Annotated in this window: 22 protein-coding genes; 11 read left to right on the top strand and 11 right to left on the bottom strand. The window is 68.2% G+C overall.

All coding sequences use genetic code 11. The annotated features are described in order from the left end of the window. Nucleotides 1-115: 115 nt before the first annotated feature. The 5 genes from yicI to G1H10_RS14700 form a co-directional block, all read right to left on the bottom strand. Nucleotides 116-2413: an alpha-xylosidase gene (yicI, locus tag G1H10_RS14720; RefSeq protein WP_163738985.1), complete on the bottom strand. Its 2298-nt coding sequence runs from the start codon at nt 2411-2413 to the stop codon at nt 116-118. A 119-nt stretch (nt 2414-2532) separates the two neighbouring features. Next, nucleotides 2533-3432 carry a carbohydrate ABC transporter permease gene (locus G1H10_RS14715; protein ID WP_163738982.1) on the bottom strand — a complete coding sequence of 300 codons (900 nt, stop codon included), beginning with the start codon at nt 3430-3432 and terminating at the stop codon, nt 2533-2535. Then, complete coding sequence (locus tag G1H10_RS14710; protein WP_163738979.1) at nt 3429-4391, bottom strand: carbohydrate ABC transporter permease; 963 nt, start codon at nt 4389-4391, stop codon at nt 3429-3431. Before G1H10_RS14710 ends, G1H10_RS14715 begins: the two co-directional genes overlap by 4 nt. A gap of 150 nt (nt 4392-4541) precedes the next feature. Then, the gene (locus tag G1H10_RS14705; protein ID WP_163738976.1) at nt 4542-5918 is read right to left on the bottom strand and encodes an ABC transporter substrate-binding protein; all 1377 of its coding nucleotides are present in this window, start codon (nt 5916-5918) and stop codon (nt 4542-4544) included. A 103-nt stretch (nt 5919-6021) separates the two neighbouring features. After that, nucleotides 6022-7071 (bottom strand): LacI family DNA-binding transcriptional regulator, encoded by a 1050-nt coding sequence (locus G1H10_RS14700; RefSeq protein WP_163738973.1) that lies wholly within the window; start codon nt 7069-7071, stop codon nt 6022-6024. 483 nt (nt 7072-7554) lie between these two features. Between G1H10_RS14700 and G1H10_RS14695 the strand changes: the two genes are divergently transcribed. From G1H10_RS14695 to G1H10_RS14680, 4 genes are all read left to right on the top strand, one after another. Next, complete coding sequence (locus G1H10_RS14695; protein WP_163738970.1) at nt 7555-7854, top strand: DUF4193 domain-containing protein; 300 nt, start codon at nt 7555-7557, stop codon at nt 7852-7854. Further along, a complete protein-coding gene (dut, locus tag G1H10_RS14690) occupies nt 7838-8329 on the top strand; it encodes a dUTP diphosphatase (RefSeq protein ID WP_312856580.1) in 492 nt (163 codons plus the stop codon). The genes G1H10_RS14695 and dut overlap by 17 nt, the downstream gene beginning before the upstream one ends. A 63-nt stretch (nt 8330-8392) precedes the next feature. After that, a complete protein-coding gene (locus G1H10_RS14685) occupies nt 8393-9202 on the top strand; it encodes a DUF3710 domain-containing protein (protein ID WP_163738966.1) in 810 nt (269 codons plus the stop codon). Further along, a complete protein-coding gene (locus G1H10_RS14680) occupies nt 9199-10053 on the top strand; it encodes a DUF3159 domain-containing protein (protein WP_163738963.1) in 855 nt (284 codons plus the stop codon). Before G1H10_RS14685 ends, G1H10_RS14680 begins: the two co-directional genes overlap by 4 nt. Nucleotides 10054-10073: 20 nt before the next feature. On the opposite strand, the gene G1H10_RS14675 is transcribed toward G1H10_RS14680, so the two are convergent. Next, nucleotides 10074-10736, bottom strand: a complete 663-nt coding sequence (locus G1H10_RS14675; RefSeq protein ID WP_163738961.1) for a potassium channel family protein — start codon at nt 10734-10736, stop codon at nt 10074-10076. Further along, nucleotides 10736-11410: a potassium channel family protein gene (locus G1H10_RS14670; RefSeq protein ID WP_163738959.1), complete on the bottom strand. Its 675-nt coding sequence runs from the start codon at nt 11408-11410 to the stop codon at nt 10736-10738. The genes G1H10_RS14675 and G1H10_RS14670 overlap by 1 nt, the downstream gene beginning before the upstream one ends. 81 nt (nt 11411-11491) lie before the next feature. Between G1H10_RS14670 and G1H10_RS14665 the strand changes: the two genes are divergently transcribed. Next, nucleotides 11492-12940 carry a class I SAM-dependent RNA methyltransferase gene (locus tag G1H10_RS14665; protein WP_376778620.1) on the top strand — a complete coding sequence of 483 codons (1449 nt, stop codon included), beginning with the start codon at nt 11492-11494 and terminating at the stop codon, nt 12938-12940. Nucleotides 12941-13002: 62 nt separating this feature from the next. Further along, nucleotides 13003-13929 carry an LLM class F420-dependent oxidoreductase gene (locus G1H10_RS14660; protein ID WP_163738955.1) on the top strand — a complete coding sequence of 309 codons (927 nt, stop codon included), beginning with the start codon at nt 13003-13005 and terminating at the stop codon, nt 13927-13929. Nucleotides 13930-14001: 72 nt separating this feature from the next. On the opposite strand, the gene glmS is transcribed toward G1H10_RS14660, so the two are convergent. Both glmS and G1H10_RS14650 read right to left on the bottom strand, forming a co-directional pair. After that, the gene (glmS, locus tag G1H10_RS14655) at nt 14002-15885 is read right to left on the bottom strand and encodes a glutamine--fructose-6-phosphate transaminase (isomerizing) (RefSeq protein WP_163738953.1); all 1884 of its coding nucleotides are present in this window, start codon (nt 15883-15885) and stop codon (nt 14002-14004) included. A 317-nt stretch (nt 15886-16202) separates the two neighbouring features. Continuing rightward, nucleotides 16203-16484: a hypothetical protein gene (locus tag G1H10_RS14650; protein ID WP_246219522.1), complete on the bottom strand. Its 282-nt coding sequence runs from the start codon at nt 16482-16484 to the stop codon at nt 16203-16205. 480 nt (nt 16485-16964) lie between these two features. Between G1H10_RS14650 and G1H10_RS14645 the strand changes: the two genes are divergently transcribed. Together G1H10_RS14645 and G1H10_RS14640 are read left to right on the top strand one after the other, a co-directional pair. Further along, on the top strand, nt 16965-17369 hold the full coding sequence (locus G1H10_RS14645; RefSeq protein ID WP_163738950.1) for a hypothetical protein: 405 nt from the start codon (nt 16965-16967) through the stop codon (nt 17367-17369). An 83-nt stretch (nt 17370-17452) separates the two neighbouring features. Further along, nucleotides 17453-18730, top strand: a complete 1278-nt coding sequence (locus G1H10_RS14640) for a DUF4175 domain-containing protein (protein ID WP_163738947.1) — start codon at nt 17453-17455, stop codon at nt 18728-18730. Between the two features lie 78 nt (nt 18731-18808). On the opposite strand, the gene G1H10_RS14635 is transcribed toward G1H10_RS14640, so the two are convergent. After that, nucleotides 18809-19240 carry a hypothetical protein gene (locus G1H10_RS14635; RefSeq protein WP_163738944.1) on the bottom strand — a complete coding sequence of 144 codons (432 nt, stop codon included), beginning with the start codon at nt 19238-19240 and terminating at the stop codon, nt 18809-18811. A gap of 270 nt (nt 19241-19510) precedes the next feature. Between G1H10_RS14635 and G1H10_RS14630 the strand changes: the two genes are divergently transcribed. Next, nucleotides 19511-22318, top strand: a complete 2808-nt coding sequence (locus G1H10_RS14630) for an aconitate hydratase (protein WP_163738941.1) — start codon at nt 19511-19513, stop codon at nt 22316-22318. A 53-nt stretch (nt 22319-22371) separates the two neighbouring features. Here the strand turns inward: G1H10_RS14630 and G1H10_RS14625 are convergent, their stop codons facing one another. Next, nucleotides 22372-22821, bottom strand: a complete 450-nt coding sequence (locus tag G1H10_RS14625) for a hypothetical protein (RefSeq protein ID WP_163738938.1) — start codon at nt 22819-22821, stop codon at nt 22372-22374. A 95-nt stretch (nt 22822-22916) separates the two neighbouring features. Between G1H10_RS14625 and dxs the strand changes: the two genes are divergently transcribed. Both dxs and G1H10_RS14615 read left to right on the top strand, forming a co-directional pair. Continuing rightward, entirely contained in the window at nt 22917-24899 is a 1983-nt protein-coding gene (dxs, locus tag G1H10_RS14620; protein ID WP_163738935.1) for a 1-deoxy-D-xylulose-5-phosphate synthase, read from the top strand. Between the two features lie 30 nt (nt 24900-24929). Further along, nucleotides 24930-26159, top strand: coding sequence for an AI-2E family transporter (locus G1H10_RS14615; protein WP_163738931.1), 1230 nt, complete (start codon nt 24930-24932; stop codon nt 26157-26159). Nucleotides 26160-26166 lie beyond the last annotated feature (7 nt).

Below are 26166 nucleotides of genomic sequence, written 5' to 3'. Positions count from 1 at the left end.
CCGCCATGATGGCACCGATCGCCCATGGCACGCTGGGCGCTCCCACAAAGAACGCGAACCGGGCGCAATAGCGTGCTTCCAGCGTGCCATGGGCGAGGGTTCAGACCTTGAGGGTTCACACCTCTAGGGTGAGCTCGGTGCTGCCGGGGTCCGCCTCCGCGACGATGCCGGTGCCGGCGACGGCGGCCCGCCACGCGGCCGGGCTGCGGTCGGTGAACTCGGCGCGGACGGTGACGGTCGCCCCGGCGCGGGAGATGGCGAACGTGGTGCGACCCTCGCCCTCGGCATCCGGGATCACCAGTTCGGACTCGTGCCCGTCAGCGAGCTGGTACAGCTGCAGCGTGAGCCCGTCCGCGTAGTCGTAGTCGGGCCGGTCGTCAGCCGCGCCCACCGGCAGCACCGTGTCCGGCCGTACCAGCAGCGGCACGGACTCGAACCCATGTGTCTCACTCACCCAGCGCGGCCCCGTGACGGTCGAACCGTCCAGCAGCGAGGTCCACGTCCCCTCCGGCACGTAGTAGGAGACCTCACCCGACGCGGACATCACCGGCGCCACGAGCAGCCGGTCGCCCAGCATGTACTGCAGCTCCAGATGAGTGGTGGCCCGGTCGGCCGGGAACTCCAGCGCCAGTGGCCGCATCACGGGAATCCCGTCCTCGTACGCCTCCCGCGACACCGCCGACAGGTACGGCATCAGCCGCATCTTCAGCTTGGTGAACAACCGCAGCACGTCGACGGCCTCGTCGTCGAATGCCCACGGCACGCGGTACGAGCTTGAGCCGTGCAACCGGCTGTGCGACGAGAGCAGCCCGAAGGCGGTCCAGCGCTTGAACACCGCCGCATCGGGCGTGTTCTCGAACCCGCCGATGTCGTGGCTCCAGTACCCGAACCCGGACATCGACAGCGACAGGCCGCCGCGCAGGCTCTCCGCCATCGAGGCGAACGTCGAGTCGCAGTCACCGCCCCAGTGCACCGGGAACCGCTGGCCACCGGCCGTCGCGGACCGGGCGAACACCACGGCGCCGCCCTCGCCCTCGTACTCACGCAGCAGGTCGAAGACGGTCTGGTTGTACAGCTGGGTGTAGTAGTTGTGCATCCGCTCCGGATCGGAGCCGTCGTCCCACACCACGTCGGTCGGCACTCGCTCGCCGAAGTCGGTCTTGAACGAGTCGACGCCCATCTCCATCAACCGCCGCAGGTGCGAGCGGTACCACTCCCGCGCCTCGGGGTTGGTGAAGTCCACGAGCGCCATCCCGGCCTGCCACATGTCCCACTGCCAGACCGAGCCATCCGGGCGGCGCACCAGGTAGCCCTTCGCCTTGCCTTCGGCGAACAGCGGCGAGCGCTGCGCGATGTACGGGTTGATCCACACGCAGATCCTCAGCCCCCGCTCCTTGAGCCGCTTCAGCATGCCGGGCGGATCCGGGAACGTGCGCGGATCCCACTCGAAGTCGCACCAGTTGAACTCGCGCATCCAGAAGCAGTCGAAGTGGAAGACGCTCAGCGGGATGTCGCGCTCGGCCATACCCTCGACGAACGACGTGACGGTCGCCTCGTCGTAGTCGGTGGTGAACGACGTCGACAGCCACAGCCCGTAGGACCAGGCCGGCACCCGGGCCGGACGGCCGGTCAGCTCGGTGTAGCGGCGCAGGATCTCCTTCGGCGTCGGCCCGTGGACGATGAAGTACTCGAGCTCCTGATCAACGACGCTGAACTGCGCCCGGGCGACGATCTCGGACGCCACCTCGAACGAGACGTGCCCGGGGTGGTTGACGAAGACCCCGTAGCCGGCGTTGGTCAGGTAGAACGGCACGTTCTTGTACGCCTGCTCGGTGGCGGTACCGCCGTCGTTGTTCCAGATATCCACCACCTGGCCGTTCTTCACCAGTGGCCCGAACCGCTCACCGAGGCCGTATACCGCGTCACCCGGGTTCAGATCGAGTTTCTCGACGACGTGGTGGGTGCCGTCCGGCATCGTCATGAACCCCATGCCCTTGCCGCCCGACGACGTGAGGACGCGTTCACCACCGGCCGTGTTCTCGACGAAATCCACCCGCCAGGAATCACCCCGATGCACGCGCGCGGTCAGGCCGCCGCTGGTCAGCTCGGCGACGTCGTCGCCGGCGCGGACGGCGACGTCGGGGCTCGCGGCGGCGCCCGGCAGCTCGAAGTGCGGCGGCCGGTCCACGCCGCCCGCGTGGTGGGTGATCCGGACCCCGATCACGCCGGCCATGGGGGAGTGGAACCGAACCGTCGCCATGGGCCGGTTCAGCGTGTCTCCGCGACGGGTGATGTGCCGCGTGGGCGCGTAGACGGTGAGGGTACGGTCGCCGGGTTCGACGTCGTACGCCTCGGCCGGATACAGCGCCTGGACTCCTGGGCGGTGCTCCCAGTAGCCATCGGTGAACTTCAAGACGTTCGTCCTTTCGATCTCGTGCAGATGTCAGCGCTCAGCCCGCTCGGCCTGTACGGAAGCGGGAGGTCATGGCGGGGAGGGCGTACGGCGGCCGGCCGTGCGGGCGGCGCCGGAGGTCATTTCACGGCCCCGGCCGAGATCCCTCGCGCGAGCGTCCGCTGGAAGAACAGGAAGAAGAGGATCGCCGGAACGATGCCCAGCAGCGCGGCCGCGCTCGTCGTCGTGGCATCCATCAGCCGGTCACCCTCGAGCACGCCGAGCGCTACTGGGATGGTCTGCTTGTCGTTCGAGATGAGGAAGACCAGCGGGATGAAGAACTCGTTCCAGGTCCAGATGAAGAAGAAGACCACCAGCACGGACAGGGTCGGGCGGCTCATCGGGAAGACGACTCGCCACAGGATCTGCCATCTCGACGCGCCGTCGAGCGCGGACGCCTCCAGGATCTCCTTCGGGAACGTGCCGAACACCGACGCGAGCAGGTAGGTACCGAAGGCACTCTGGATCACCGTGAAGATGATGATCACGGCCAGCTGGGTGTTGTAGAGGCCGACCTGGTTGGCCATGTAGTACAGCGGGTAGACGAGTGCCTCGTGCGGCAACATGTTGGCGATCAGGAAGAGCACGATGATGCTCAGCCGGCCCTTCACCCGCCCGATGCCCAGCGCGTAGGCGTTGAACAGGGAGACGACGACGGCGAGGATCGCCACCGACCCGGCGATCATGATCGAGTTCCAGAGCTTCTGGCCGAAGTTGACCCGGTTCCAGAAGTCGATCATGCCGTCGATGTAGAACTCGCTGGGCAGTGCGAGCGGCCCGGAGTTGGAGTAGTCCGCCGGCGTCTTGAACGCGTTGAGCACGATGACGGCGAACGGGAACAGCATCGCCACCGCGCCGGCGACGAGCAACCCGAGCACGATCCACCGGGCCGCACCGCGGTGGTGCCGGTCCCGCCGGTTCCGTGTGGTCTCCGGCCGCGGCTCGATGTGGGTGGGCGGAGCGGCTTGCGTGGGGGTCATCGGCCGCGCTCCTTCCGCTCGCTGCGCGCCTGGAATCGGATGAACACGATGCTCAGCGCGATGATGATGAGGGTCAGAATGGTCGCGATCGCGGCGCCGTAGCCGACGTTGGCCCGCTCGAAGAAGTGCTGGTATGCGAAGTACGACGGCACGTTGGTGGTGTCCCCGGGGCCGCCACCGGTGAGCACGTAGATCGGGCCGAACACCTTCATCGAGGCGATCGTGGCGGTCAGCGCCACCACGAACATCTCCGGCCGGATCTGCGGGATGGTGATGGCACGGAACCGTCGCCACCATCCGGCGCCGTCCAGCTCGGCTGCCTCGTAGAGCTCCGGGTCGACTCGCTGCAGGGCGGCCATGAAGATGACGACCGGGTAACCGATCTGGACCCAGACGAGGATGGCCATGACGCTGGGCAGCGCGCTGTCCGGGTCGCCCAGCCAGTTCTGCGTCAGCCCATCCAGGCCGACCGCCTCCAGCAGGGTGTTCAACGCGCCGTTCTGCGGCCGCAGGATCCAGCCCCAGACGATGCCGGCGACCGCCACGGGCAGGATCTGCGGCAGGTAGTACATGGCCCGCAGCGTGCTGGCGGTCTTGGCGCCGAACCGCTTGCCGATGATGTCGAACAGCACCGACGCCAGCACCAGGCCGATGGCGGTCGGCACGATGACCATCGCGACGATCATCGCCACCGAGTTCTTGAACGACGTCCAGAACGTGTCATCGGCGAACAACCGGGTGTAGTTGTCGAAGCCGATCCAGCTGATGTCGCCGACGCCGGGCCAGCGCGCGAAGCTCAGCCCGATGTTCATCAGGAACGGAACGACGATGACGGCGGTGAACAGCACCCCGCCCGGTATCAGATACAGCCAGTACACCGGGCTGCGCTCGCCGGTGCCGATGGCCGCCCGGCGCGGTCGCCGTCGCTGTTTGGCGTCGGCGGTGTTGACGGTAGTCATGTCTATGCCCTCACGGAGCGTGGGTTGTCGTACGTGTGCGGAGCCTTCAGATCACGGCGATCCGAGAGGTGGGGAGGGAGCGTCGCGGCCTCCAAGGCGTGGAACCCTCCCCACGGAGGAGGGTTCCACGCTGCATGGGGCCGAGCTTTCCTACTGGAGGAAGTCCTCGACGCCCGTGTCGTACGACAGCTGCAGTTGCTCCAAGACCTCCTGCGGCGAGGCGCTGGAGTTGATCAGCTGCTGGATCGCTGACGCGAGGTCGTCGTAGAACCCGGGGGCAGGCCAGTCCGGGTAGAAGGCCAGACCGTCCGCCTCGTTGATCTCATTGAACAGGGAGATGAGCTCGGCGCTCTTCTCGTCATCCAGGTCGGCCGGGTCCGCCGCGACCGGAAGACCGCCGTTGTTCCCGAGCAGCGCCTGGATCTCCGGGCGCATGGTGATCTCGATGAACTGGTACGCGAGCTCCGGGTTCTCCGACGCCGTGGGGACGACCCACAGGTTGCCGCTGGAGCCAGGATGCAGGTCCGAGCCGGGGAATTCGAAGACGCCCCAGTCGAAGCCCTCGATCTCGTCCACGAACCGCCCGTACCACCACGATCCGGAGAACAGCATCGGGTAGTCGCCGGAGATGAACGAGACGCCCATGTCCTCTGCCGTCAACCCGGCGGAGTCACCCGGAATGTACCCGGCCTCCACCCACTCCGAGAACGTCTCGGCACCGTAGGTGAGCTCCGGGCCGGTGAAGTCGACCGGGTTCTCGTACAGCTGGTAGTCGTTGACGAACTGCCGGTCGGCCTGGGTCAGCGCCAGCTCGTAGAAGAGCTGGCCGGCCGGATACTCCGCACCGGACATGGCCAGCGGTGTCACGCCGGCGTCGACGAAGGTGTCCATGGCGGCGATGAGCTCGTCGTAGGTCTCCGGGATCTCGACGCCGTGCTCGGCGAACATGTCCTTGTTGTAGTAGACCATGACGAACTCGCCGTAGTTCGGCACGCCGTACCAGGCGCCCGAACCCATGATGCCCTGCTCGTCGTAGCGTGCGGTGGTCTGCAGGCTTTCGGAGAGCATCTCGTCCCAGCCGTGCTCTTCCACCGCGGCGGTGATGTCGGTGAGCAGGCCTTGCGATGCCAGCAGGCCGGCCGAGGCGTTGCCCTTGTTGTACTCCATGATGTCCGGCGCCTCGTCGGTGTTGAGGATCATGTTGGCCGACTGCCGGATCTGCTCGAACGCCTTCTCCTCGAACTGGACGGTGGCTCCCGTCTCCTCCTCGAAGATGCGCATCGCCTCGTCCCAGGCGATGCCCATGGCGCCGTTCTCGCTCTCGTAGTGCCAGAGCGTGAGCGTCTGGCCTTCTCCGCTGCCGGAACCCGCGGTTTCGCCGTCACCGCTGCCTCCGTCGTCGTCGCCGCAGGCGGCGAGCAGGAGAGCACCGGCGACGACGGTCGCGGTACCGGCGAGCAGCTTCCTGGTCGGTACCCGGCCCGCTCTGGCGGCGCCGCGGACCGAATGTGTCCGAGCCCTGGTCATGGTCGATCACTCCTTTGTATCGGGGCTTGGGTGGGCACTTAAGGTGTCCGGAGGGTTGTGGGTGTGGTGCGGTTGCCTGTCTCCCGCTGGTCCGACGCGGCCGCTAGGTGCCCTCCCGTGGAGGGAGTTTGCCGTCGGCCAGCGGGCCGGGGCCGGTGGTCGCCTGTGCATCGAGGCGGCAGGGGATGAGTTCGTGCAAGGGTTCCGTCTGGTTCCCTTCGATCCGTTCGATCAGCGACGCGACGCCGAGCCGGCCTAGCTCGGTGCCCGGCGCGGACATGGTGGTCAGCCGGGGATGGCTCATCGCCCCGACCTTGGGCGACGAGACGATCGAGAGCACGGAGAAGTCCTCCGGAATCCGCTGCCCGTGCGCCATCAGCTCCGCCATGGCGCCGAACGTCGCGGCATCGTTCATGGTCACCAGGGCGGTGAGGTCGGGCTGCGACGCGGCCAGTTCACGGACGGTGGCTCGCCCGGCGTCGGCGGAGTCGTCACAGTGGCGGATCACGACCGGGAGGTTCCGATCCGCCATGTGCTTCTCGAACGACTCACCGGCGCGGATGGTCGGACCGTATCCGGCGGTCTGGCTGGCGGCGGAGTGGCTGAGGAAGGCGATGCTCCGGTGGCCCAGCTCGACCAGGTGGTCGATGGCTTCCCGCACGGTGGCGTCGAAGTCGATGTCGGCGTGGTCCAGGCCCGCGGGCTCGGCGGTGCGCCCGATGAGCGTGAACGGGGTGCTGCTCTGCTGCAGCAGCGTCACCCGTGGATCATCGAGACGCACCTCCATCACGAGGACACCGTCGGCGAGGCGCTGCTGGAGCAGGTCGCGGGTCTCGGCGACCTCGTCGTTGCCGATCGGCCAGAGAACCAGGTGATAGCCACGCTCACGGGCGGCCTCGGCGGCCGAAGTGACGAACTCCAGCGCGGTCCCGGAGAGTCCGCGTTCGATGGCGGGGAACAACAGGGCGATGATGCGGGTGCGGCGGCTGGCCAGGCTGCGGGCGATCGCGTTGGGCTGGTACCCGAGCTGGTCCATGGCGGCCTGGATGCGGGCGCGGGTCTTCTCTCCGACCGGGCGGACTCCGGTCAGCGCGTAGGAGACCGTGCTCACTGAGACGCCCGCCAGCTTGGCGACGTCGTTCATGGTGGCCATCGGCGCTCCTCTCTCCGCAGTCGGACCGCCGCCACGATGCGTGCCGTCCGGCCGTGTGTCGAAACGCTTAGTCGAAGCGCTTCGACATCTACGATGTTTCGCCCTTGTTGCGCCTGCCGTCAAGAGGAGTTCGGTTACGGAACGGTCTCGACACGGCGAGACGTGCGTTTCGTGTGGAGATCAACAGCTGAGAGCAGGCCGCGCGCGTTGCTGGGCTGTGCGGAGATGACCGGCATTTTCGCCTATTCTGTCTGCGAGTCAGCGGCGCGGATGTGGCGCAGATCGCACTCGGGGCGGATGATCTGCATCACATCGGCGAGCCGATGTGCAGATTGGGTAAGAAATCAGGCAGAATCACGGCCGCGGACCGGGCACAACCACGGGCTCTCATGCGTTACGTAGGGCACGACGGAACGTGGTACCAGCCGGCGCCACGGACCGCGACCGATAACACATATGCGCCCCATTCAAGGAGACAGCCGAATGGCGACCGATTACGACGCACCTCGTAAGACCGAGGAGGACATCTCCGAGGACTCCATCGAGGAGCTGAAGACCCGGCGGATGGACACGTCGGCCAGCATGGTCGACATCGACGAGTCGGACCTCAACGAGGCCCTCGAGTTGCCGGGTGCGGACCTGTCCAATGAGGAACTCGCGGTACGGGTCCTGCCCAGGCAGGCCGATGAGTTCACCTGTAGCCAGTGCTTCCTGGTGCACCACCGGAGCCAGCTGGCCAAGGAGGACAACGGACGGTTCATCTGCCGTGACTGCGCCCTCTGAGAGCCTTCGGACTCACTCAGCGGCGGAACCGACGGCGGCGGCCGTCGACGTCCTGGTCACACGACTGGACGACGACGTGCCGCTGCCGTCGTATGCCCACCCCGGGGACGCGGGAGCCGATCTGGTCACCACACACGCGGTGACGATCGCTCCTGGCGAACGCGCCCTCGTCGGTACGGGCATCGCCATCGCGCTCCCGGCCGGATATGCTGCCTTCGTCCATCCTCGTTCTGGGCTTGCTCATCGCCTCGGCGTGAGCATCGTGAACACGCCCGGGACCGTCGACGCGGGGTATCGTGGCGAGATAAAGGTGTTGCTGGTCAACCATGACCTTCGCGAGCCTGCCGTCTTCGAACGAGGAGACCGTATCGCGCAGTTGGTGATCCAGCGTGTCGAGCGCGCCACGTTCCATGAGGTGACACAGTTGCCCGGGTCGGCGCGGAGCGATGGCGGGTACGGGTCGACCGGCAGGTAACAGCACGCCGGGTCGCCTGGTTGGCCAGTTGTGGGACGCGCGACGATATGTGAGGAGACGGTGGTGTTTCGACGCCGGCGGCGACAGGAGCAGGAGGCTGGGGACCAGCCGAGCGAGGCGGGGAGCGCCGCGGTAGAGCAGGACGCCGACTCCACCGAGGCCGGTGATGAGCGCGTCGCTGCCGAGCAGCCGCCGGACCGCAGTAACGGGCCGTTCGACTCCTCGGAGGTCGACCTCGAGGAGGCCCGGCAGAACCGCATCGATCTGGGCGGGCTGCTGGTCAGGGCTGTTCAGGGCATGAAGCTCCAGCTTCAGGTGGACAAGCGATCCGGGCGCGCGACCAGCGCGATCCTCGGCTTGGACGACGCCGCGGTCCAGCTTGTCGCGGTCGCGGCCCCACGCAGTTCCGGACTCTGGGAGCAGACCCGGCTGGAGATCTCCACGAGCGCGCAGCGGCGCGGCGGCTCCGTGCAGGAGGGGCCCGGCCCGTTCGGCACCGAGGTGCGGATGGTGCTGCCGGTCAAGACGAAGGACGGGCGAGAGGGACGCCAGCCCTCGCGGGTCTCCGGCATCGACGGCCCGCGCTGGATGCTCCGCGCGACCTTCCTCGGCAAGGCGATCACCGACGCGGCCGCGCTGCAGAAGATGGTGGCTCTGGTGCGTCAGGTGGTGGTCGTCCGTGGCGACGCGCCGATGCCCCCGGGCGAGGTGATCCCGCTGCGGCCGCCGGCGCAGAACGAGCCCGGCCAGGAGGCCACGGTGGCGGAGACCGCGGAGACGGGCGAACTCCCGGCCGGCGTCCCGGCCGATGACGCCGGAGCCGCTGGTGGGGACACCAACGGTGATCCCGACGGGGCGGAGTCGACTCGGTGAGCGCCGCTCGTCCACCCGAGCAGGGTGATGACCAGGACCGGCCGGCCGACGGCGGGCGACGTTCCACCTGGGTGGGATCGATCGCTTCGGACGATCGGTTCCGGGCGTCGAACGCGCTGAGCCCTGCGGCCTTTCTGGACGCGGGCCTTCCGCTGGCGCTGTTCACCGTCGTGTACTCCGCCGGCGGACGGAACCTGACGGTATCGCTCTGGGTAGCGCTGGCCGTCGGCGCGTTGCTGGCCCTGGTGCGGCTGATCCGGCGGGAACCGCTGCAGAACGTCGTCGCAGGTTTCCTGGGACTCGGCATCGCGGCGTTCTGGTCACACCGCACCGGACAGCCGGAGGATGTGTTCCTTCCGGGTCTGTTGATCAACGTCGGCTACGGCACCGCCTATCTGGTCTCGATCGTCGTGCGCTGGCCGCTGCTGGGCATCCTGGTCGGCCTGGCGACCGGGCAGGGCATGGCGTGGCGCCGGGATCCCGCGCTGATGCGCGCATACACGCTGGCCAGCGCGTTGTGGGTAGGGATGTTCGCGCTCCGGCTCGCGGTGCAGGCGCCGCTGTACTTCGCCGGCGAGGACCAGCTCGGCTGGCTGGCCGGTACCCGGCTGGTGATGAGCTGGCCGTTGTTCCTCCTGGTCGCCTACCTGTCGTGGGTGATCATCCGGCCCGCTTACCGCGCGCATCAGGCAGCCGTCGCGGAGAGCCAAGCCGCGGCCGACGACGCGGCGGCAGCGGCCGCTGGGGACGCCGCCGTCGCCACTGCCGGGGAGGATGCAGCCACCGCAGCGAGAGAGGATGCCGCCACAGCAGCCGCCGCTGAGGGCGAGCGACGGACCGAGCCCACCTAAGAGCCTGTTCTTCCGGCTGCTCAGGAATGCGGTGAGAGCAGATCCTCCAGCTGCGACTCCCGCTCCGGGGCCGCGACGAACAGCAGCTCGTCGCCGACCTGCAGTGCGAGTTCAGGCATGGGGCTGAACACGTGTTTGCCCCGGATGATCGAGACGAGCGAGGTGTCCTCCGGCCAGCGCACGTCGCTGATCTTGGTGCCGGCGATCGGCGCGTTCGCGGGTAGGGTCAGCTCCACCAGGTTGGCCTCGCCCTGGCGGAAGCTGAACAACCGGACCAGGTCGCCGACGCTCACCGCCTCCTCGACCAGTGCACTCATGATCCTCGGCGTGGAGACCGACACGTCCACGCCCCAGCCCTCGGTGAACAGCCACTCGTTGTCCGGATGGTTCACTCGCGCTACCACGCGCGCCACATTGAACTCGGTCTTGGCCAGCAGTGACACGACCAGGTTGACCTTGTCGTCGCCGGTGGCGGCGATCGCCACGTTGCACCGGTGCAACGCCGCCTCCTCCAGCGTGGACATCTCGCATGCGTCGGCCAGCAGCCATTCCGCCGACGGGACGGTGGCCGCCTTGATGGCCTTCGGGTCCCGGTCGATCAGCAGGACCTCGTGACCGTTGTCGAGCAGTTCGGTGGCGATGGACCGGCCGACGTTGCCGGCACCCGCGATGGCGACGCGCATCAGCGGCCTCCTCCGGTGGCACCGGCGCCGCCGGTGAAGATATTGACCGCTTCGGCAATGCGCGTGTCGGCAATGACCGCGTGCACGCGATCACCCTCTTCCACGATCGTGTCGGAGGTGGGGATCAGACCCTGCCCGTAGCGATTGAGCAGCGCGATCCGCGCACCGGAGGCGTGCTCCAGGGCGCGCACCGGTGATCCGAACCATTTCGGTCCGATGTGCACCTCCGCCAGCCGAACGGTGCCGGATGGATCCACCCACTCGGTCTCCAGCTCCTCCGGAATGAGGCGGCGCAACACCTGGTCGGCCGCCCAGCGTACGGTCGCCACGGTGGGGATGCCGAGTCGCTCGTAGACCTCGGCCCGGCCCGGGTCGTAGATCCTGGCGACGACGTTCGTGATGCCGAACGTCTCCCGGGCGACGCGTGCCGAGATGACGTTGGAGTTGTCGCCGCTGCTCACGGCGGCGAAAGCGCCGGCCTGCTCGATGCCCGCCTCCTGCAGCACGTCGCGATCGAAGCCGACGCCGGTGACGGTGGTCCCCTCGAACCCCGGTCGGAGCCGGCGAAAGGCGTCTGGGTTACGGTCGACGATGGCCACCGAATGGCCTCGTGCTTGCAGGCTGCCGGCCAACGTGGACCCCACCCGGCCACAGCCCATGATCACGACATGCACGCTCAACCCTCCCACTAGGTCTTCTTAAGATATCGCCTGTGGGTCATGGTGTGGAGCCTGAGAAGTCTGGAGCTTGTGACGGTGGATCCGGTCGGTACTCAGATCGTCGTCGACGTCGAGCGAGTCGGCCATGGCGGATTCTGCGTCGCGCGACATGAGGGACGCGCCGTGTTCGTGCGGCACTCGCTTCCCGGCGAGCGGGTCCGTGCCGTGGTCACGGAGGGCACCGAGGACGCCCGGTACTGGCGTGCCGACGCGGTGGAGGTGCTGTCGGCGTCGCCGGATCGGGTCCAGCCGCCGTGCCCCTATGCGGGGCCGGGACGGTGCGGAGGGTGCGACTGGCAGCACGCCTCGGTATCGGCGCAACGCCGGCTGAAGGCGGCGGTGGTCGCCGAGCAGCTGTCCCGGATGGCGGGCGTCGACTGGGATGTCCAGGTCGAGCCGGTGCGTGCGGATCCTGCGCGCGCGGATGATGACGGCCTCGGCTGGCGCACCCGCGTCACGTATGCGGTGGACGCCCAGGACCGTCCCGGGCTGCGTCGCCATCGCTCGCACGAGGTGGTTCCGATCGACGAGTGCCTGATCGCGCATCCGGACGTGCGCTCGATCGGGGTGGAGAGGCGTCGCTGGCCGGGTGTCGAGTCGGTGGAGGCGATCACGTCCGGCACAGGCGAGCGACTGGTCATCGCCGACCCGGGCCAGCTCGAGGTCGACCTGCCTGACCTGCCGGAGGACGTCTCCGTGGCGGTGACGCGTGACCGCGGCGGCGTCACGCCAGTGCAGGGCCGCCCCGAGGTCACCGAACGCGCAGGCGGCCGGCGCTGGCGGGTGAGCGGCAGCGGGTTCTGGCAGGTCCATCCCGGCGCGGCCGACACACTGAACCGAGCGGTCCTGGATGCGGTGCGGCCGCAGTCCGGGGAACGGGTCCTGGATCTGTACAGCGGCGTCGGGCTGTTCGTCGGCGCGCTGGCGGAGAGCGTCGGGCCGACCGGCCAGGTCATCGCGGTGGAGGGCGACCGGCGCGCCGTCGACGACGCCCGGCACAATCTGGCCGACCTGTCGAACGTCACGGTCCTCTCCGGCCACGTCGAACGCCTGCTGGTGAGAGATTCGAACACCCGTGGCGCCAACGACGACGACGGCGATGGCGATGGACGCAGCGACGCCTCCGGCCACGACCGTGCACGGGGTGGTGGCCGGAGGCGGGGCGGGGCGCGACGCGCCGGGCAACCACGCGGCGGGCGGGGCGGAGGCGACGCCGGCCACGTCCGGCTGGACGCCGACCTGGTGGTGCTGGACCCACCGCGGGCGGGCGCGAAGCTGACCGTGGTCGCGGAGATCGCTCGCCGGCGGCCGCGCGCCGTGGGTTATGTTGCCTGCGATCCCGCGGCGCTGGCGCGCGACGTCGCGGCGTTCGCTTCACACGGGTACCAGCTCACCGGTCTGCGCGCGTTCGATCTGTTCCCGATGACGCACCACGTCGAGTGCGTGGCCCTGCTGGAACCCCAGGACGGAAACGCCGGCGGTTGACCCTCCCACACGCTGATCGGGGAGGGCACGCCACGTCACATGCGGCGTGAAATGCTTGACGTATGCAACTACGGATCTTCACGGAACCACAGCAGGGCGCAAGCTACGACGACCAGCTCCGGGTGGCGCAGGCCACCGAACGGCTGGGCTTCGACGCGTTCTTCCGCTCGGACCACTTCCTCGCGATGGGGAGCACGGACGGCTTGCCCGGCCCGACGGACTCCTGGGTGACGCTCGCGGGCCTGGCTCGGGAGACCTCGCGGATCCGGCTCGGCACTCTGGTGACGTCGGCGACGTTCCGGCATCCGGGTCTGCTGGCGGTGCAGGTGGCCCAGGTGGACCAGATGTCCGGCGGCCGGGTCGAGTTCGGGCTGGGCACGGGCTGGTTCGAGGCGGAGCACACCGCGCACGGAGTCCCGTTCCCGTCCAAGCGGTTCGGCCTGTTCGCCGAGCAGCTGGAGTTGATCACCGGCATGTGGAGCACTCCGGTGGGGGAGAAGTACAGCTTCTCCGGTGAGCACTACACGGTGACCGACTCGCCGGCGCTGCCCAAGCCGGCGCAGTCGCGGGTGCCGGTCATCATCGGCGGTCACGGAACGCGCCGGACCCCGGAGCTGACCGCGCGGTTCGGCACCGAGTTCAATCTAGGCTTCCCACCCAAGGCCGAGATCACCACCAAGTTCGGCAACGTCCGCAAGGCGTGCGAGGAGATCGGCCGCGACCCGGACGAGCTGGTCTACTCGGTGGCGATGGTGCTGGCATGCGGTAAGGACGAAGCCGAGTTCACCCGGCGCGCCTCCGCCATCGGCCGGGAGCCGGACGAGGTGCGACAGAACGGCCTGGCCGGCACGGTCCAGGAAGTGGTCGATGGGATCGGCGCGCTGGCGGAGGCGGGCGCGAGCCGGGTGTACCTGCAGGTGCTCGACCTGTCCGACCTGGACCACCTGGAACTGGTCGCGGCCGAGGTCGCTCCGCACGTCTCCCCATGATCATGAACACTTACCCGTGTTAAATGAACGGGAAGTGTTCATGATCATGGGGATGTGCTGGGTCGCCCCGGACTACTCGACGGTGACAGACTTGGCCAGGTTGCGAGGTTTATCCACGTCGTGCCCGAGTTCGCGGGACGCGTGGTAGGCGAGTAGCTGCAGCGGGATCGTCAGCACGATCGGATCGAGTTCGGTCTCATTCTTCGGTACCGTGATCGGCTCGGCGCTGACGTCACCGAGCTCGACGCCCGGGTGTGTCACCACGTACAGCGGGCCGGATCGGGCGGCGATCTCGTGCAGCGCGCCGGTGTTCCGCTCCACCAGGTCGTCGTCCGGGACGATCGCCACGGTCGGCACGTCGGGGCTGATCAGCGCCAACGGGCCATGCTTGAGCTCGGAGGTCTGGTAAGCCTCGGCGTGCCGGTAGGAGATCTCCTTCAGCTTCTGTGCTCCCTCGCGTGCCACCGGGTAACCGCGGGTCCGGCCGATGTAGAACAGGCTCTCCGCGGCGGACAGTCGCCGCGCGATCGACGCGAGCCGTTCCTCGTCTTTCAAGACGGCCTCGATCTGCTCGGGCAGCCGCTGCAGCCCGGCGATCAAGCGCGCGCCGTCGGCGGGGGAGAGATCGCGGATCCGTCCGAGGTGGATGCCGAGCAGCGCGAACGCCACGCCCATGTTGGTCAGTGCCTTGGTTGAGGCCACCGCCACCTCCGGCCCGGCGTGCAGGTAGATGCCGCCGTCGCACTCCCGCGCGATGCTGGAGCCGACGACGTTGACCAGGCCGACGACGCGTCCGCCCTTGCGCTTGAGCTCCTGGACGGCCACCAGGGTGTCGAACGTCTCCCCGGACTGGCTGACCGCCACGTACAGCGTGTCCTTCTCGATCACCGGGTTGCGGTAGCGGAACTCGGACGCCGGCTCGGCATCCGCCGGAATCCGGGCCACCTCCTCGATGAATTGCGCCCCGAGCTGCCCGGCGTAGTAGGCGGAGCCGCAGCCGAGGATCTTCACCCGGCGGAACTCCCGGGCCTCCCGCGGATCCATGTTGAGCCCGCCGAGATGCGCGGTCGCGAACCGCTCGTCGAGCCGGCCGCGCAGGCAGCGGTGCACCGCCTCGGGCTGCTCGACGATCTCCTTGTGCATGAAATGCTCGTGCCCGTCCGCTTGGTAATCGTCGGCGGTCCAGTCGACGGTGATCGCCGTCTTCGTGGTGCGGGCGTGCCGGGTGAACGTCTGGTAGCCGTCGGCGCGCACCGTGGCCAGCTCGCCGTCGTCGAGGTGGACGACCTGACGGGTGTATCGGACCAGGGCCGCGGCGTCACTGGCGACGTGCATCTCGCGCTCTCCGATGCCCAGAATGATCGGGCTGCCGTTGCGGGCCACCACGATCCGGTCCGGGTGGTCGGCAGATGCGACTGCGATGCCGTAGGTGCCCTCGACCTGATCGAGCGCGGTCAGGACCGCGTCCTCGAGGGTGCTCGGCCGGTGCCGGGCCCCGTCGGCGCCGGAGTCCCCGTCCGTGCCGGAGATCCCGTCCGCCCCTTTGGCCAGCACCCGGGCGATCAGATGTGCCAAGACCTCGGTGTCGGTCTCGGAGGAGAAGGTGACGCCGTCCGCCTGCAGAGCCGCGCGCAGTGCCGCGGCGTTGTCGATGATGCCGTTGTGCACGACCGCGACCCGCCCGTCCATACTGACGTGTGGGTGCGCGTTCTCCGGCGTCGGTGCTCCGTGCGTGGCCCAGCGGGTGTGGCCGATGCCGAGCTTGCCGGCGAATCGTTTCGGCAGCGTCGCCTCCAGGTCACGGACGCGTCCGGTGTCCCGGTGCACGCGCAGGCTGGTGGATCCGAGAACGGCGACGCCCGCCGAGTCGTAACCGCGGTACTCCAGCCGTGCCAGGCCGTCGATCAGGATGGGTGCAGCCGATTTGGCCCCCACGTATCCGACGATTCCGCACATCATTTCTCCCTTGCTCTAGCCTCGGCGCGCATCAAGCCTCCTTGGATGCGCTGTAGCGGCACCACGCCTCCTCGGATCCGACGCGGGCCGCACCACGCTTACTTGGAGACCCGGTAGCGACACCACGCTTCCTTCGACCTCCCTGATGCCGGTCCCGCCGGTGACACCGCGCTTCCTGATGATCGCCGTGGGGACGCCGACCTTCCCCGGGGCGGTGTTCGCCGGGCGCGAGCGCCGGGTCGCGCACGACGATGGGCGCGATGCAGTACTGCGCCTCGAGATCGCGGCGATGGTGATGAGGCGGGAACCCATGGCGATCACCCGTAGACGATGCGACGCAACTGGCGCGTCGACAGCTCGGGCGCCCGCACGGGCCGGTGCCGCAGCTCAGTCGCGATCCGATCGAAGATCGCCTCATTGCGGGCGCCGTACAGCTGGAGCTCGTGGTGACGTCCTCGCACATATTGCTCGAGGGTGAGCGAGAAATGGGCGACGACGTCGGCGACGACACGCCGCGCTTGGCCCTCCGGCAATCCGGTGGTCTGTGCGATCCGTCGTACGAGGTCCTCGTCGGACACATGTGCGGTCGTCTGGTCCACCTCAACTCATCCCGTCTCTGGCTTGTGATGGCAACAACGATGCCTCGCATCCTTTGTTTAGCCAAGTATCTGCCCGAAATCGGGCACAGAACGACCTTTACGTCAGGCCGTCGTAGGGCTCTGATCGAGATGCGCAGCGCTCCATGCGCCCATGCGCTCGCGTCCGGCAGCGGCGATATAGCGATACGCGATACATCTGGGTGATGGCCACTGAGCGCAGTCGTGAGGCCACAGAGCCGGCCGATGCATCGTTCAGCATCGACCTGGCTGATAAGTTGCGCCGGCACGCGAGGGTGCGGATCGCGTTGTTCGGCCTGGCCATCGTCATGGGGGTGGTCGCGCTGGTGGCAGGTCTCGAATCGCCGCTCGGGGACGAGGCGTGGGTTCCGGTCGCGGCGGCGGGCTTCATTCTCGTCCTCGTCCTGTCATTGGTTCTGAGTTGTGCGACGGTTCAGCAGTCGCCTCGGTGGCCGGTCGGAGATGACCATCGAGCAGGCCGGCATCACCTGGCGGGGCGTCCATCACTCTGCGCAGTTCACCTGGGACGATCTGGCCGGCATCGGGATCTCGTACTACCAGTCGGTGACCGAGGAAACCCGGAAGAAGCGCATGCCGCAGCTGGACATCTACGAGCGGGAGCCCAGCCCCGTCGGCCGCTGGCCGGAGCTGGACCGAAGACGTCGATTCGAGCGGCCACCGGCGCTGCAGCCGCGGGTGCTGCAGCGCCGGTGGCCGCAGCTGCCAGGGCAGCGCTACCGGCTGATGCTTCCCCTGGACGACACGGTCTACCGGATGATCGAGGAAGCGGTGCGAGCCTATCGGCCACAGCTGTGGCTCGGATGGTACCGGCGGTCGGAGAGTGACACCCCGTTGCTGCTGCATTGAGCCACCCGCATCGGCACGACTACGTCGACATGGGTCAGGGGAAGCGGCACCCGCGATATAGCGACCCACGATACTGATGGTCCGTGACTACTGAATCCAGCAGCGGCACGGATGGGCGCGGTGTTCAGGAGCCTGCCCGCCCGACCGTCATCACGGTGGGGGTTCCTTACCTTGCACTTCTCTGGTGCGCCCTGCTCGCCTGCCTGATCGGCTTTTCCTTCACCGGATCCACCGACCTCGCCTCGAACATCTGGCCGATGGCTCTCTGGACCGTGATCTGGAACACCGTGCTGTATCGCGTCTGGCGGGGCGGCCCGATGGCGATCCGGGCGGTGGCCCTGCTGACCACGGTGATTCCGGGGATGACCATGGTGGTGGTCGTGGCCATGGCGATACTCACGCGGAACAGCCTGGGCGGTCAGCTGTTCGACGATATGCCCACCTGGTGGTGGCTACTGCTGGCGGCCTACGCCGGAGCGTTCGTCATCGGCATCGGACTTCGGCGTGCGGACGTGCGAGAGTGGAGCGCGGCGCTGCATCCGCCACGCACGCGAGCCGAGGCGGCACTGCGCCGATCGGGTGGGCTGCGGATCGGCCCGCCGTCGCCGACGGCTCCGTTCACCCCCGCGTCCGGGACCGATGACGCGAACGACCGGGCTGCCGATGAGGCTGACGGCCGGCCGGCGGCAGCTCATCACGCGGACGCTCGCACATCGGTAGCCGATAGCGCGGGACCGCCCCGCGAGGCCTCGTTCAGCGTCGATCTCGGCGAGAAGCTGCGAGGTCAGGCGAAGTTCCGGATCGGCTGCTTCGGTGTGTTCATCGCGTTCTTCGGGATCATCGCCGTGGTGATCGGCGTCGAGACGCTGCGCGGGGACGAGGACTGGGTTCCGGCCGCGTCATTCGCGGCGCTCGTGCTGCTCCTGGTTGCGGCGTTGGTGATCAGCGTCCGTAGGTTCGGTGGGCGGCTGGGCGCACGCTCGACGCTGACGATCGACCGGACCGGCGTCACCTGGCAGGGCGGCCAGGATCTGGCGTCGTTCTCATGGAACGGCCTTGCCGGCGTCGGCATCTCGTATTACATGGCGACGACGAAGAACGGCAAGAAGATGCATATGCCGCAGCTGGACATCTACGAACAGGTGTCCAGTCCGGCCGGACGCTGGCCGGAGCTGGACCGGCGACGCCGGCAGGAGCGCCCACCCGAACCGCAACTGCCGGGCGAGCTCTACCGGCTGATGCTGCCGGTGGACGACCAGATCCACCGGATGATCGAGGAGACGGTCTGTGCACACCGGCCGGCACTGTGGCTGGGATGGTACGAGCGCCCGAGGAGCGACACGCCTTGGTTCCTGCGCTGACGAGGCTGCGCCGGCTGCACTGACTGGCCTGCGCTGAGCCAGCCGCCCCGGTTGCGTCGCCCCGGTTGCCGGTCCGGCTCAGCGGTACCAGCTCCCGTCGATGTACCAGTCCTCGTCGACCTTCCGCAGGTCGATGGCGTGCATGAAGGAGAACTCGGACGGCGGCGAGTCGGCGAGCCGGGCGGTATCGCCGTCGATCTCCACGGAGTCGAACGAGACCTCGGGCAGCTCGCCGTCGGCCGGCATGACGGTGTTGCCGGCCCAGGTGTCGACGCCGGTGAGGCACGATTGCCAGTCCGCGTGCTCCTCGGACAGCGGCTGACCGTCCGAGCCGAGGTTCAACTCGCAGGCCTTCTCGGCATCGACCTCGGCCAGCGCGGCGAAGAAGTCCTCTGCCGTGCCGGCCGCCCGGTCCTCGTCGCTGCCGCCACAGCCGGCCAAGGTCAGGGCAAGAGCCGGGATTCCGGCCAGAACGGCGCGGCGGACGTGGCGGCCGTTGAACAGTCGCATGGAATACGACACTCTCCTTCGCATGTCTCGGTGCATGCCTGTTGATACACGCACCTGGGTGCTGAAGCCTCGGCGCAGCAGCTACATCCAATCAGAGGCGCGCGGTGCATCGGGTGGCGATCTACCTTTACGTCATGTATCTTGAACTCAAGATAAATGGATGCGTGGCCGACCGGGGTGCCGGGTAAGGAAAGCCTTAGCGGCAGGTGCATGACGGCGGTACGGAACGATGGCCTGGAACAGTGTTGACGTGAAAGGTTGGGATTCGACGTGGCCAGCAACAACAGCTTTGGTGCCAAGGGCACCCTCGAAGTCGGAACGGACTCGTACGAGATCTACCGGTTGGCTGCTGCGGGAGACGTCGCCCGCCTCCCATACAGCTTGAAGATCCTGCTGGAGAACTTGCTGCGCACCGAAGACGGTGCCAACATCACCGCTGAGCATGTACGTGCGCTGGTCGACTGGGACGCCACCGCCAAACCGAGTACCGAGATCCAGTTCACCCCCGGCCGGGTAGTGATGCAGGACTTCACAGGTGTGCCGTGCGTCGTCGACCTGGCCACCATGCGGGAGGCGATGAGCGCCCTCGGTGGTGACCCGAACCGGATCAACCCGCTCGCGCCGGCTGAGCTCGTCATCGACCACTCCGTCGTCGCCGACGTCTTCGGGGCGCCGGACTCGTTCGCCCGCAACGTCGAGCTCGAGTACGGCCGGAACAAGGAGCGCTACCAGTTCCTGCGTTGGGGCCAGGGCGCCTTCGACGACTTCAAGGTCGTCCCACCCGGCACCGGCATCGTGCACCAGGTGAACATCGAGCACTTGGCCCGTACCATCATGGTTCGCGACGGCGTGGCGTACCCGGACACCCTCGTCGGCACGGACAGCCATACCACCATGGTGAACGGCCTTGGCGTCGTCGGCTGGGGTGTCGGTGGCATCGAGGCCGAAGCCGCGATGCTCGGCCAGCCGGTGAGCATGCTCATCCCGCGGGTCGTCGGGTTCAAGCTGTCCGGTGAGCTCCCCGACGGCGCGACGGCGACCGACCTGGTGCTGACGATCACTGAGCAGCTGCGCGAACACGGTGTCGTCGGGAAATTCGTCGAGTTCTACGGTCCGGGCGTCTCCGCGGTGCCGCTGGCCAACCGGGCCACCATCGGAAACATGAGTCCCGAGTACGGCTCCACCATCGCTATCTTCCCGATCGACGAGGAGACCGTCCGCTACCTGCAGCTGACCGGACGTTCCGAGCAACAGGTCGCGCTGGTCGAGGCGTACGCGAAAGAGCAGGGCATCTGGCACGACCCGGACGCCACCCCCGACTACTCGGAGTACCTCGAGCTCGACCTCGGCACCGTCGTACCGTCGATCGCCGGTCCCAAGCGCCCGCAAGACCGAGTTTCGCTCACCGACGCCAAGACGGCGTTCCGGTCGTCGTTGCGCGATTACGTCGAGCACGACGAGCAGCCGCACACCGATCTGGACGACGCGGTCGAGGACACCTTCCCGGCCAGCGATCCCGTCGCGGTCCATCCAGGCAACGGCGGCGAGGCGCCGCATGCGGTGGCCTCGGCGGCGAGCGGGGCCCAGGGGCGGGCGTCGGCACCGGCCCAGGTCACGCTCGAGGACGGCACCACGTGCGAGATCGACCACGGTGCGGTCGTCATCGCCGCCATCACCAGCTGCACCAACACGTCGAATCCGGCGGTCATGATCGGCGCCGCGCTGGTCGCCAAGAAGGCCGTCGAACGTGGCCTGAACCGCAAGCCGTGGGTCAAGACCACACTGGCGCCCGGATCGAAGGTCGTCATGGACTACTACGAGCGGGCCGGCCTGACGCCGTACCTGGAAAAGCTCGGCTTCCACCTGGTCGGCTACGGCTGCACCACCTGCATCGGCAACTCGGGACCGTTGGCCGATTCCATATCGGCCGCGGTCAACGAGAACGACCTCTCCGTCGTGTCGGTGCTGTCCGGCAACCGGAACTTCGAGGGGCGGATCAACCCCGACGTCAAAATGAACTACCTGGCCTCGCCGCCGCTGGTCGTCGCGTATGCACTGGCCGGCTCGATGGACATCGACATCACCACCGAGCCGCTGGGCACCGACGCTCAGGGTCAGCCGGTCTACCTGAGCGATCTGTGGCCGACCCCCGCCGAGATCGAGGAGGTCATCGACTCCGCGATCGCCAGCGAGATGTTCACCCGCGACTACGCGGACGTCTTCGCCGGCGACGACCAGTGGCGCGCGCTGCCGACACCGGAGGGCAACACGTTCGAGTGGGATCCCGACTCGACCTACGTGCGCAGGCCGCCGTACTTCGAGGGGATGCAGGCGGAGCCGAGCCCGGTGACGGACATCGCGGGCGCCCGGGTGCTGGCCAAGTTGGGCGACTCGGTCACCACCGACCACATCAGCCCGGCCGGCGCCATCAAGGCCGACTCGCCGGCAGGGGAGTACCTCTCCTCGCACGGCGTGGGCCGTCGGGACTTCAACTCGTACGGATCGCGGCGCGGCAACCACGAGGTGATGATCCGTGGCACCTTCGCCAACATCCGGCTGCGCAACCAGCTCGCGCCGGGCACAGAAGGCGGCTTCACCCGGGACTTCACCCAGGGCTCCTCGCCCTCGGACGCCCCGGTGACGACGATCTACGACGCGTCCGTCGCGTACGCCGAGGCCGGCACGCCACTGGTGGTGCTGGCGGGCAAGGAATACGGCTCCGGCTCGTCGCGGGACTGGGCGGCCAAGGGCACCGCGCTGCTGGGCGTGCGTGCCGTCATCGCCGAGTCGTTCGAGCGTATCCACCGTTCCAACCTGATCGGCATGGGGGTGCTGCCGCTGCAGTTCCCGGAGGGGGAGAACGCCGAGTCGCTGGGGCTCACCGGCGAGGAGACGTACGACATCGCGGGCATCGAGGCGCTCAACGAAGGTGAGACGCCGTCGACGGTGCATGTGACGGCCCATGGCGAGTCCGGCACGGTGGAGTTCGATGCGCTGGTGCGGATCGACACGCCGGGGGAGGCGGATTACTACCGGCACGGCGGCATCATGCAGTACGTGTTGCGCAGCCTGCTCTGAGCGGGCGGAGGGCGGTCCGCTATGCGTCTATCACGGCGGATCGCCCGCTGCGCCTACTGCGGCGGGTCGCCTTCGAAGACCGACAGCGGTGCCTCGACTTCCTCGGCGCGTGGTCCCATGGCGACGATGCCGATGAGCAGCACGGCCAGACCGGCCAGGCACAGCCATGCCCCGGCCTCGAGCTCGCCGACCTGCCAGCTGCTGTCGATCGCCCGCATGATCGCCCACAGCGTGAACGACGCTGCCCCGAGCAGCCACCCCAGGCCGAGGATGAACCTGAACCGCAGCACGGCGCCGAGCACGCCGAGCGCGCCGACCACCGCCAGCGGGGCCGCGACCGAGCCCCAGTAGGCCGTCGCCTCGCCGGCGGGGCTGGCCTGGAACAGCTGTGCCAGCGGCCAGTCACGCGGACCCTCGTTCGTGTACCAGGTCGGGTAGACGCTGGCGGTCACGGTCAGCGCGCCGAGGGCGGCGATGCCCGCTCCCACTCCACGTCGTGTCATAGTGATCCACTGCCTCACAGCCACTACCGTTGCACACCTCGGCCGGTGCGGCCATCTACACTCGTGGGGACGGCTGAACAAGGAGGCGAGCCACTTTGGGCGTACTCGAGCGTGTGAGAGAGCCCCGACATCTGAACGGCCTCTCCGCCGAGGAGTTGGACGCACTCGCCGCGGAGATCCGGGACGTGATCGTCACGACCGTATCGCGGACCAGCGGCCACCTCGGGCCGAACCTGGGAGTGGTCGAGCTGACGCTGGCCGTCCACCGGGTCTTCCGATCGCCGCGGGACCCGATCCTGTTCGACGTCGGGCACCAGTCGTACGTGCACAAGCTTCTGACCGGCCGGTATGACGGGTTCGACAGCATCCGCTCGAAGGGCGGGATCTCCGGGTACCCCAGCCAGGACGAGAGCCCGCACGACTGGATCGAGAACTCGCATGCGTCCGCGGCGCTGTCCCACGCCGACGGCATGGCCAAGGCGTTCGCGGTCCGCGGCGAGCGGGACCGGACCGTCGTGGCCGTGGTCGGCGACGGGGCACTCACCGGCGGCATGGCGTGGGAGGCGCTGAACAACATCGCCGGCGGGCCGCAGACCGGTCCGGACCGCAGGCCGTTGGTCATCGTGGTGAACGACAACGGCCGGTCGTACTCGCCGACCGTCGGCGGGCTGGCCACACACCTGGCCGGCCTGCGCACTGACCCGCGCTACGAGCAGGCGCTCGACCTGGTGAAACGGACGCTGAACCGGACTCCGCTGGTGGGGCCGACCACCTATGAGGCGTTGCACGGTCTGAAGAAAGGCCTGAAGGACCTGCTGGCGCCGCAGGGCATGTTCGAGGATCTGGGCCTGAAGTACATCGGCCCGGTGGATGGGCACGACCGGAGCGCGATCGAGCACGCGTTGGCGCAGGCGAAGGGGTTCGGCGGCCCGGTGATCGTGCACTGCCTCACCCAGAAGGGGTACGGCTATGAGGCGGCGGTCCAGGATCAGGTGGACCACATGCACAGCCCGGCCGCATTTGATCCGGTCACCGGCGAGCCGACCGCCGCTCCCAAGCGGACCCTGACGCACGCGTTCTCCGACGCGCTGGTGGACGCGGGCCGACGGCGCCAGGACGTGGTGGCGATCACCGCGGCGATGCTCGGCCCGACCGGGATGGAACCGTTCGCCGACGAGTTCCCCGACCGGTGCTTCGACGTCGGCATCGCCGAGCAGCACGCCGCCGCGTCCGCCGCCGGCATGGCCATGACCGGCCTGCACCCGGTGGTCGCCATCTACTCCACATTCCTGAATCGCGCGTTCGACCAGGTGCTGATGGATTGCGCACTGCACCGGGCCGGGGTGACGTTCGTGCTGGACCGAGCCGGGATCACCGGCCCGGACGGTCCGTCCCATCACGGCATGTGGGACACCTCCATCCTGCAGGTGGTCCCCGGCCTGCGGATGGCGGCGCCGCGTGACGCGGACCAGCTCAGTGAACAGTTCGACGAGGCGCTCGAGGTGCACGACGCACCCACCGTGATCCGGTTCCCGGGGAAGGAGCCGGCCGACGCCGCGGTCAAGTCGATCGAGCGGATCGGCGGGTGCGACATCCTGGCGCGTCCCGGGCCGGATGCGGCGGCCGCCGGGGACGTCCTGCTGGTGGCGGTCGGTGCGATGGCGGCGGCCGGCGTCGACGCCGCCGAGCGACTGCAGGCCCAGGGCGTCGGCGTGACCGTGGTGGATCCTCGATGGATCAAGCCGCTCGACGCCGCCCTGGTCGACCTGGCGCGCACACACCGGCTGGTGGTCAGCGCCGAGGACGCATCCCGCACCGGCGGTGTCGGTTCCGTGCTCGCCCAGCTGCTCCGCGACTGCGGCGTCGATGTCCCGGTGCACACCTTCGGGATTCCGGCCCGCTTCATCGAGCATGGCAAGCGGGCCGAGATCCTGGCCGAGCTCGGTCTGACCGGCCAGGGACTGGCACGGGAGGTATCCGGTTTGGTGGCGGCGCTCGACTCGGAATCCGGGTCCGGCAGCGAGCAGGCGGACAAACCCGAGCCCAGCGCGGAGCACCAGCATCAGAAGACGGTCTAGGACCGGCAGTTAAGGACGTGGTGTAGACCCGTGGCAACGTCTGAGTCGCAGGGTCAGCGGGAGACCGGCTGGCTGGAACGCGAAGGCATCCTGGCCTGGCGGATCCTGGGTATCGGCCTGGTCATCGCGGCCGTCGTCTACCTGGCGCTGCGGATCCAGTTCATCGTCATGGCGGCGGTGCTGGGCTTCGCGATCGTGTCGCTGCTGTGGCCGCTGGCCAAATGGCTGCGTGCGCACAAGGTGCCGGCGATCGTGGCGTCGCTCGTCTCCGTCCTGCTCTTTCTGGGGTTCTTCGCCAGCATCATCGTCTTCGTCGTCTCCGAGGTGATCAACTCATGGGACGACATGGTGGAGTCGGTGACCGGTTCGGTCGACGAGGTCAACGAGTGGCTTGCTTCCGGCCCGTTCGGTCTCGACACGGAGACGGTGCAGGGCTGGCTCGATGACATCCAGAGTCAGCTCGGCAACCTGTTGGGGGAGGTCAGCCAGGCGGCGACCACCGGCATCACGCTGGTGGGCAATTTCGCGACCGTGCTGCTGATCGCGATCTTCTTCACGATCTTCGCGCTGACCAGTGGCGACAAGTTGTGGGCACAGTTCGTCAGCGCGCTGCGGCCGGAGTATCAGGCACCCGCACATGTGGCGTTCAAGGGCGCGATGAAGGCCACCGGCAACTGGTTCTACGCCTCCACGGTGACCGGCCTGGTCGACGGGTTCTTCATCGGGCTCGGGCTGACGATTCTCAACGTGGCGCTGGCGATCCCGATCGGTGCGCTGACGTTCATGCTGGGCTACATACCGTTGGTCGGGGCGACCCTGGCGGGCGGGTTCGCCATCACCGTCGCGTTCGTCTCCGGTGGGCTGACCACGGCGATCTGGGCACTGCTGATCGTGCTGGCGGTCCAGCAGATCGAGGGGAACGTGCTGTCGCCGTTGCTGATGTCGCGCGCGGTCAGCTTCCACCCGCTGATCACGCTGCTGCTCACCACCGGTGCGGGTGTTGCGTTCGGCCTGGTCGGCCTGTTCCTCGCGGTTCCTGTAGTCGGCGCCATCACCGCTGCGGTGATCGGGTGGAGGCGGAAGGTGCGGGAGCAGGAACACCGCGCGGGCGAGGACGCCGACGCCGAGGAACGGCAAGTCATGATGCCCGGTGCGGACGTTCCCCACGTCGACGACGATGAAGATGACACGCTGACGCTCCGGGAAGGCCACCGGCGCTGGATCCGCACCGGCAAGAGCGACCATGATCATGAACAGTAACCGTTCA

The organism is Phytoactinopolyspora halotolerans (genome assembly GCF_010550675.1).
Classification (GTDB): domain Bacteria; phylum Actinomycetota; class Actinomycetes; order Jiangellales; family Jiangellaceae; genus Phytoactinopolyspora; species Phytoactinopolyspora halotolerans.
The sequence above is the reverse complement of the archived record's forward strand: the minus strand, read 5'-3'. Positions and strand labels throughout refer to the sequence as shown.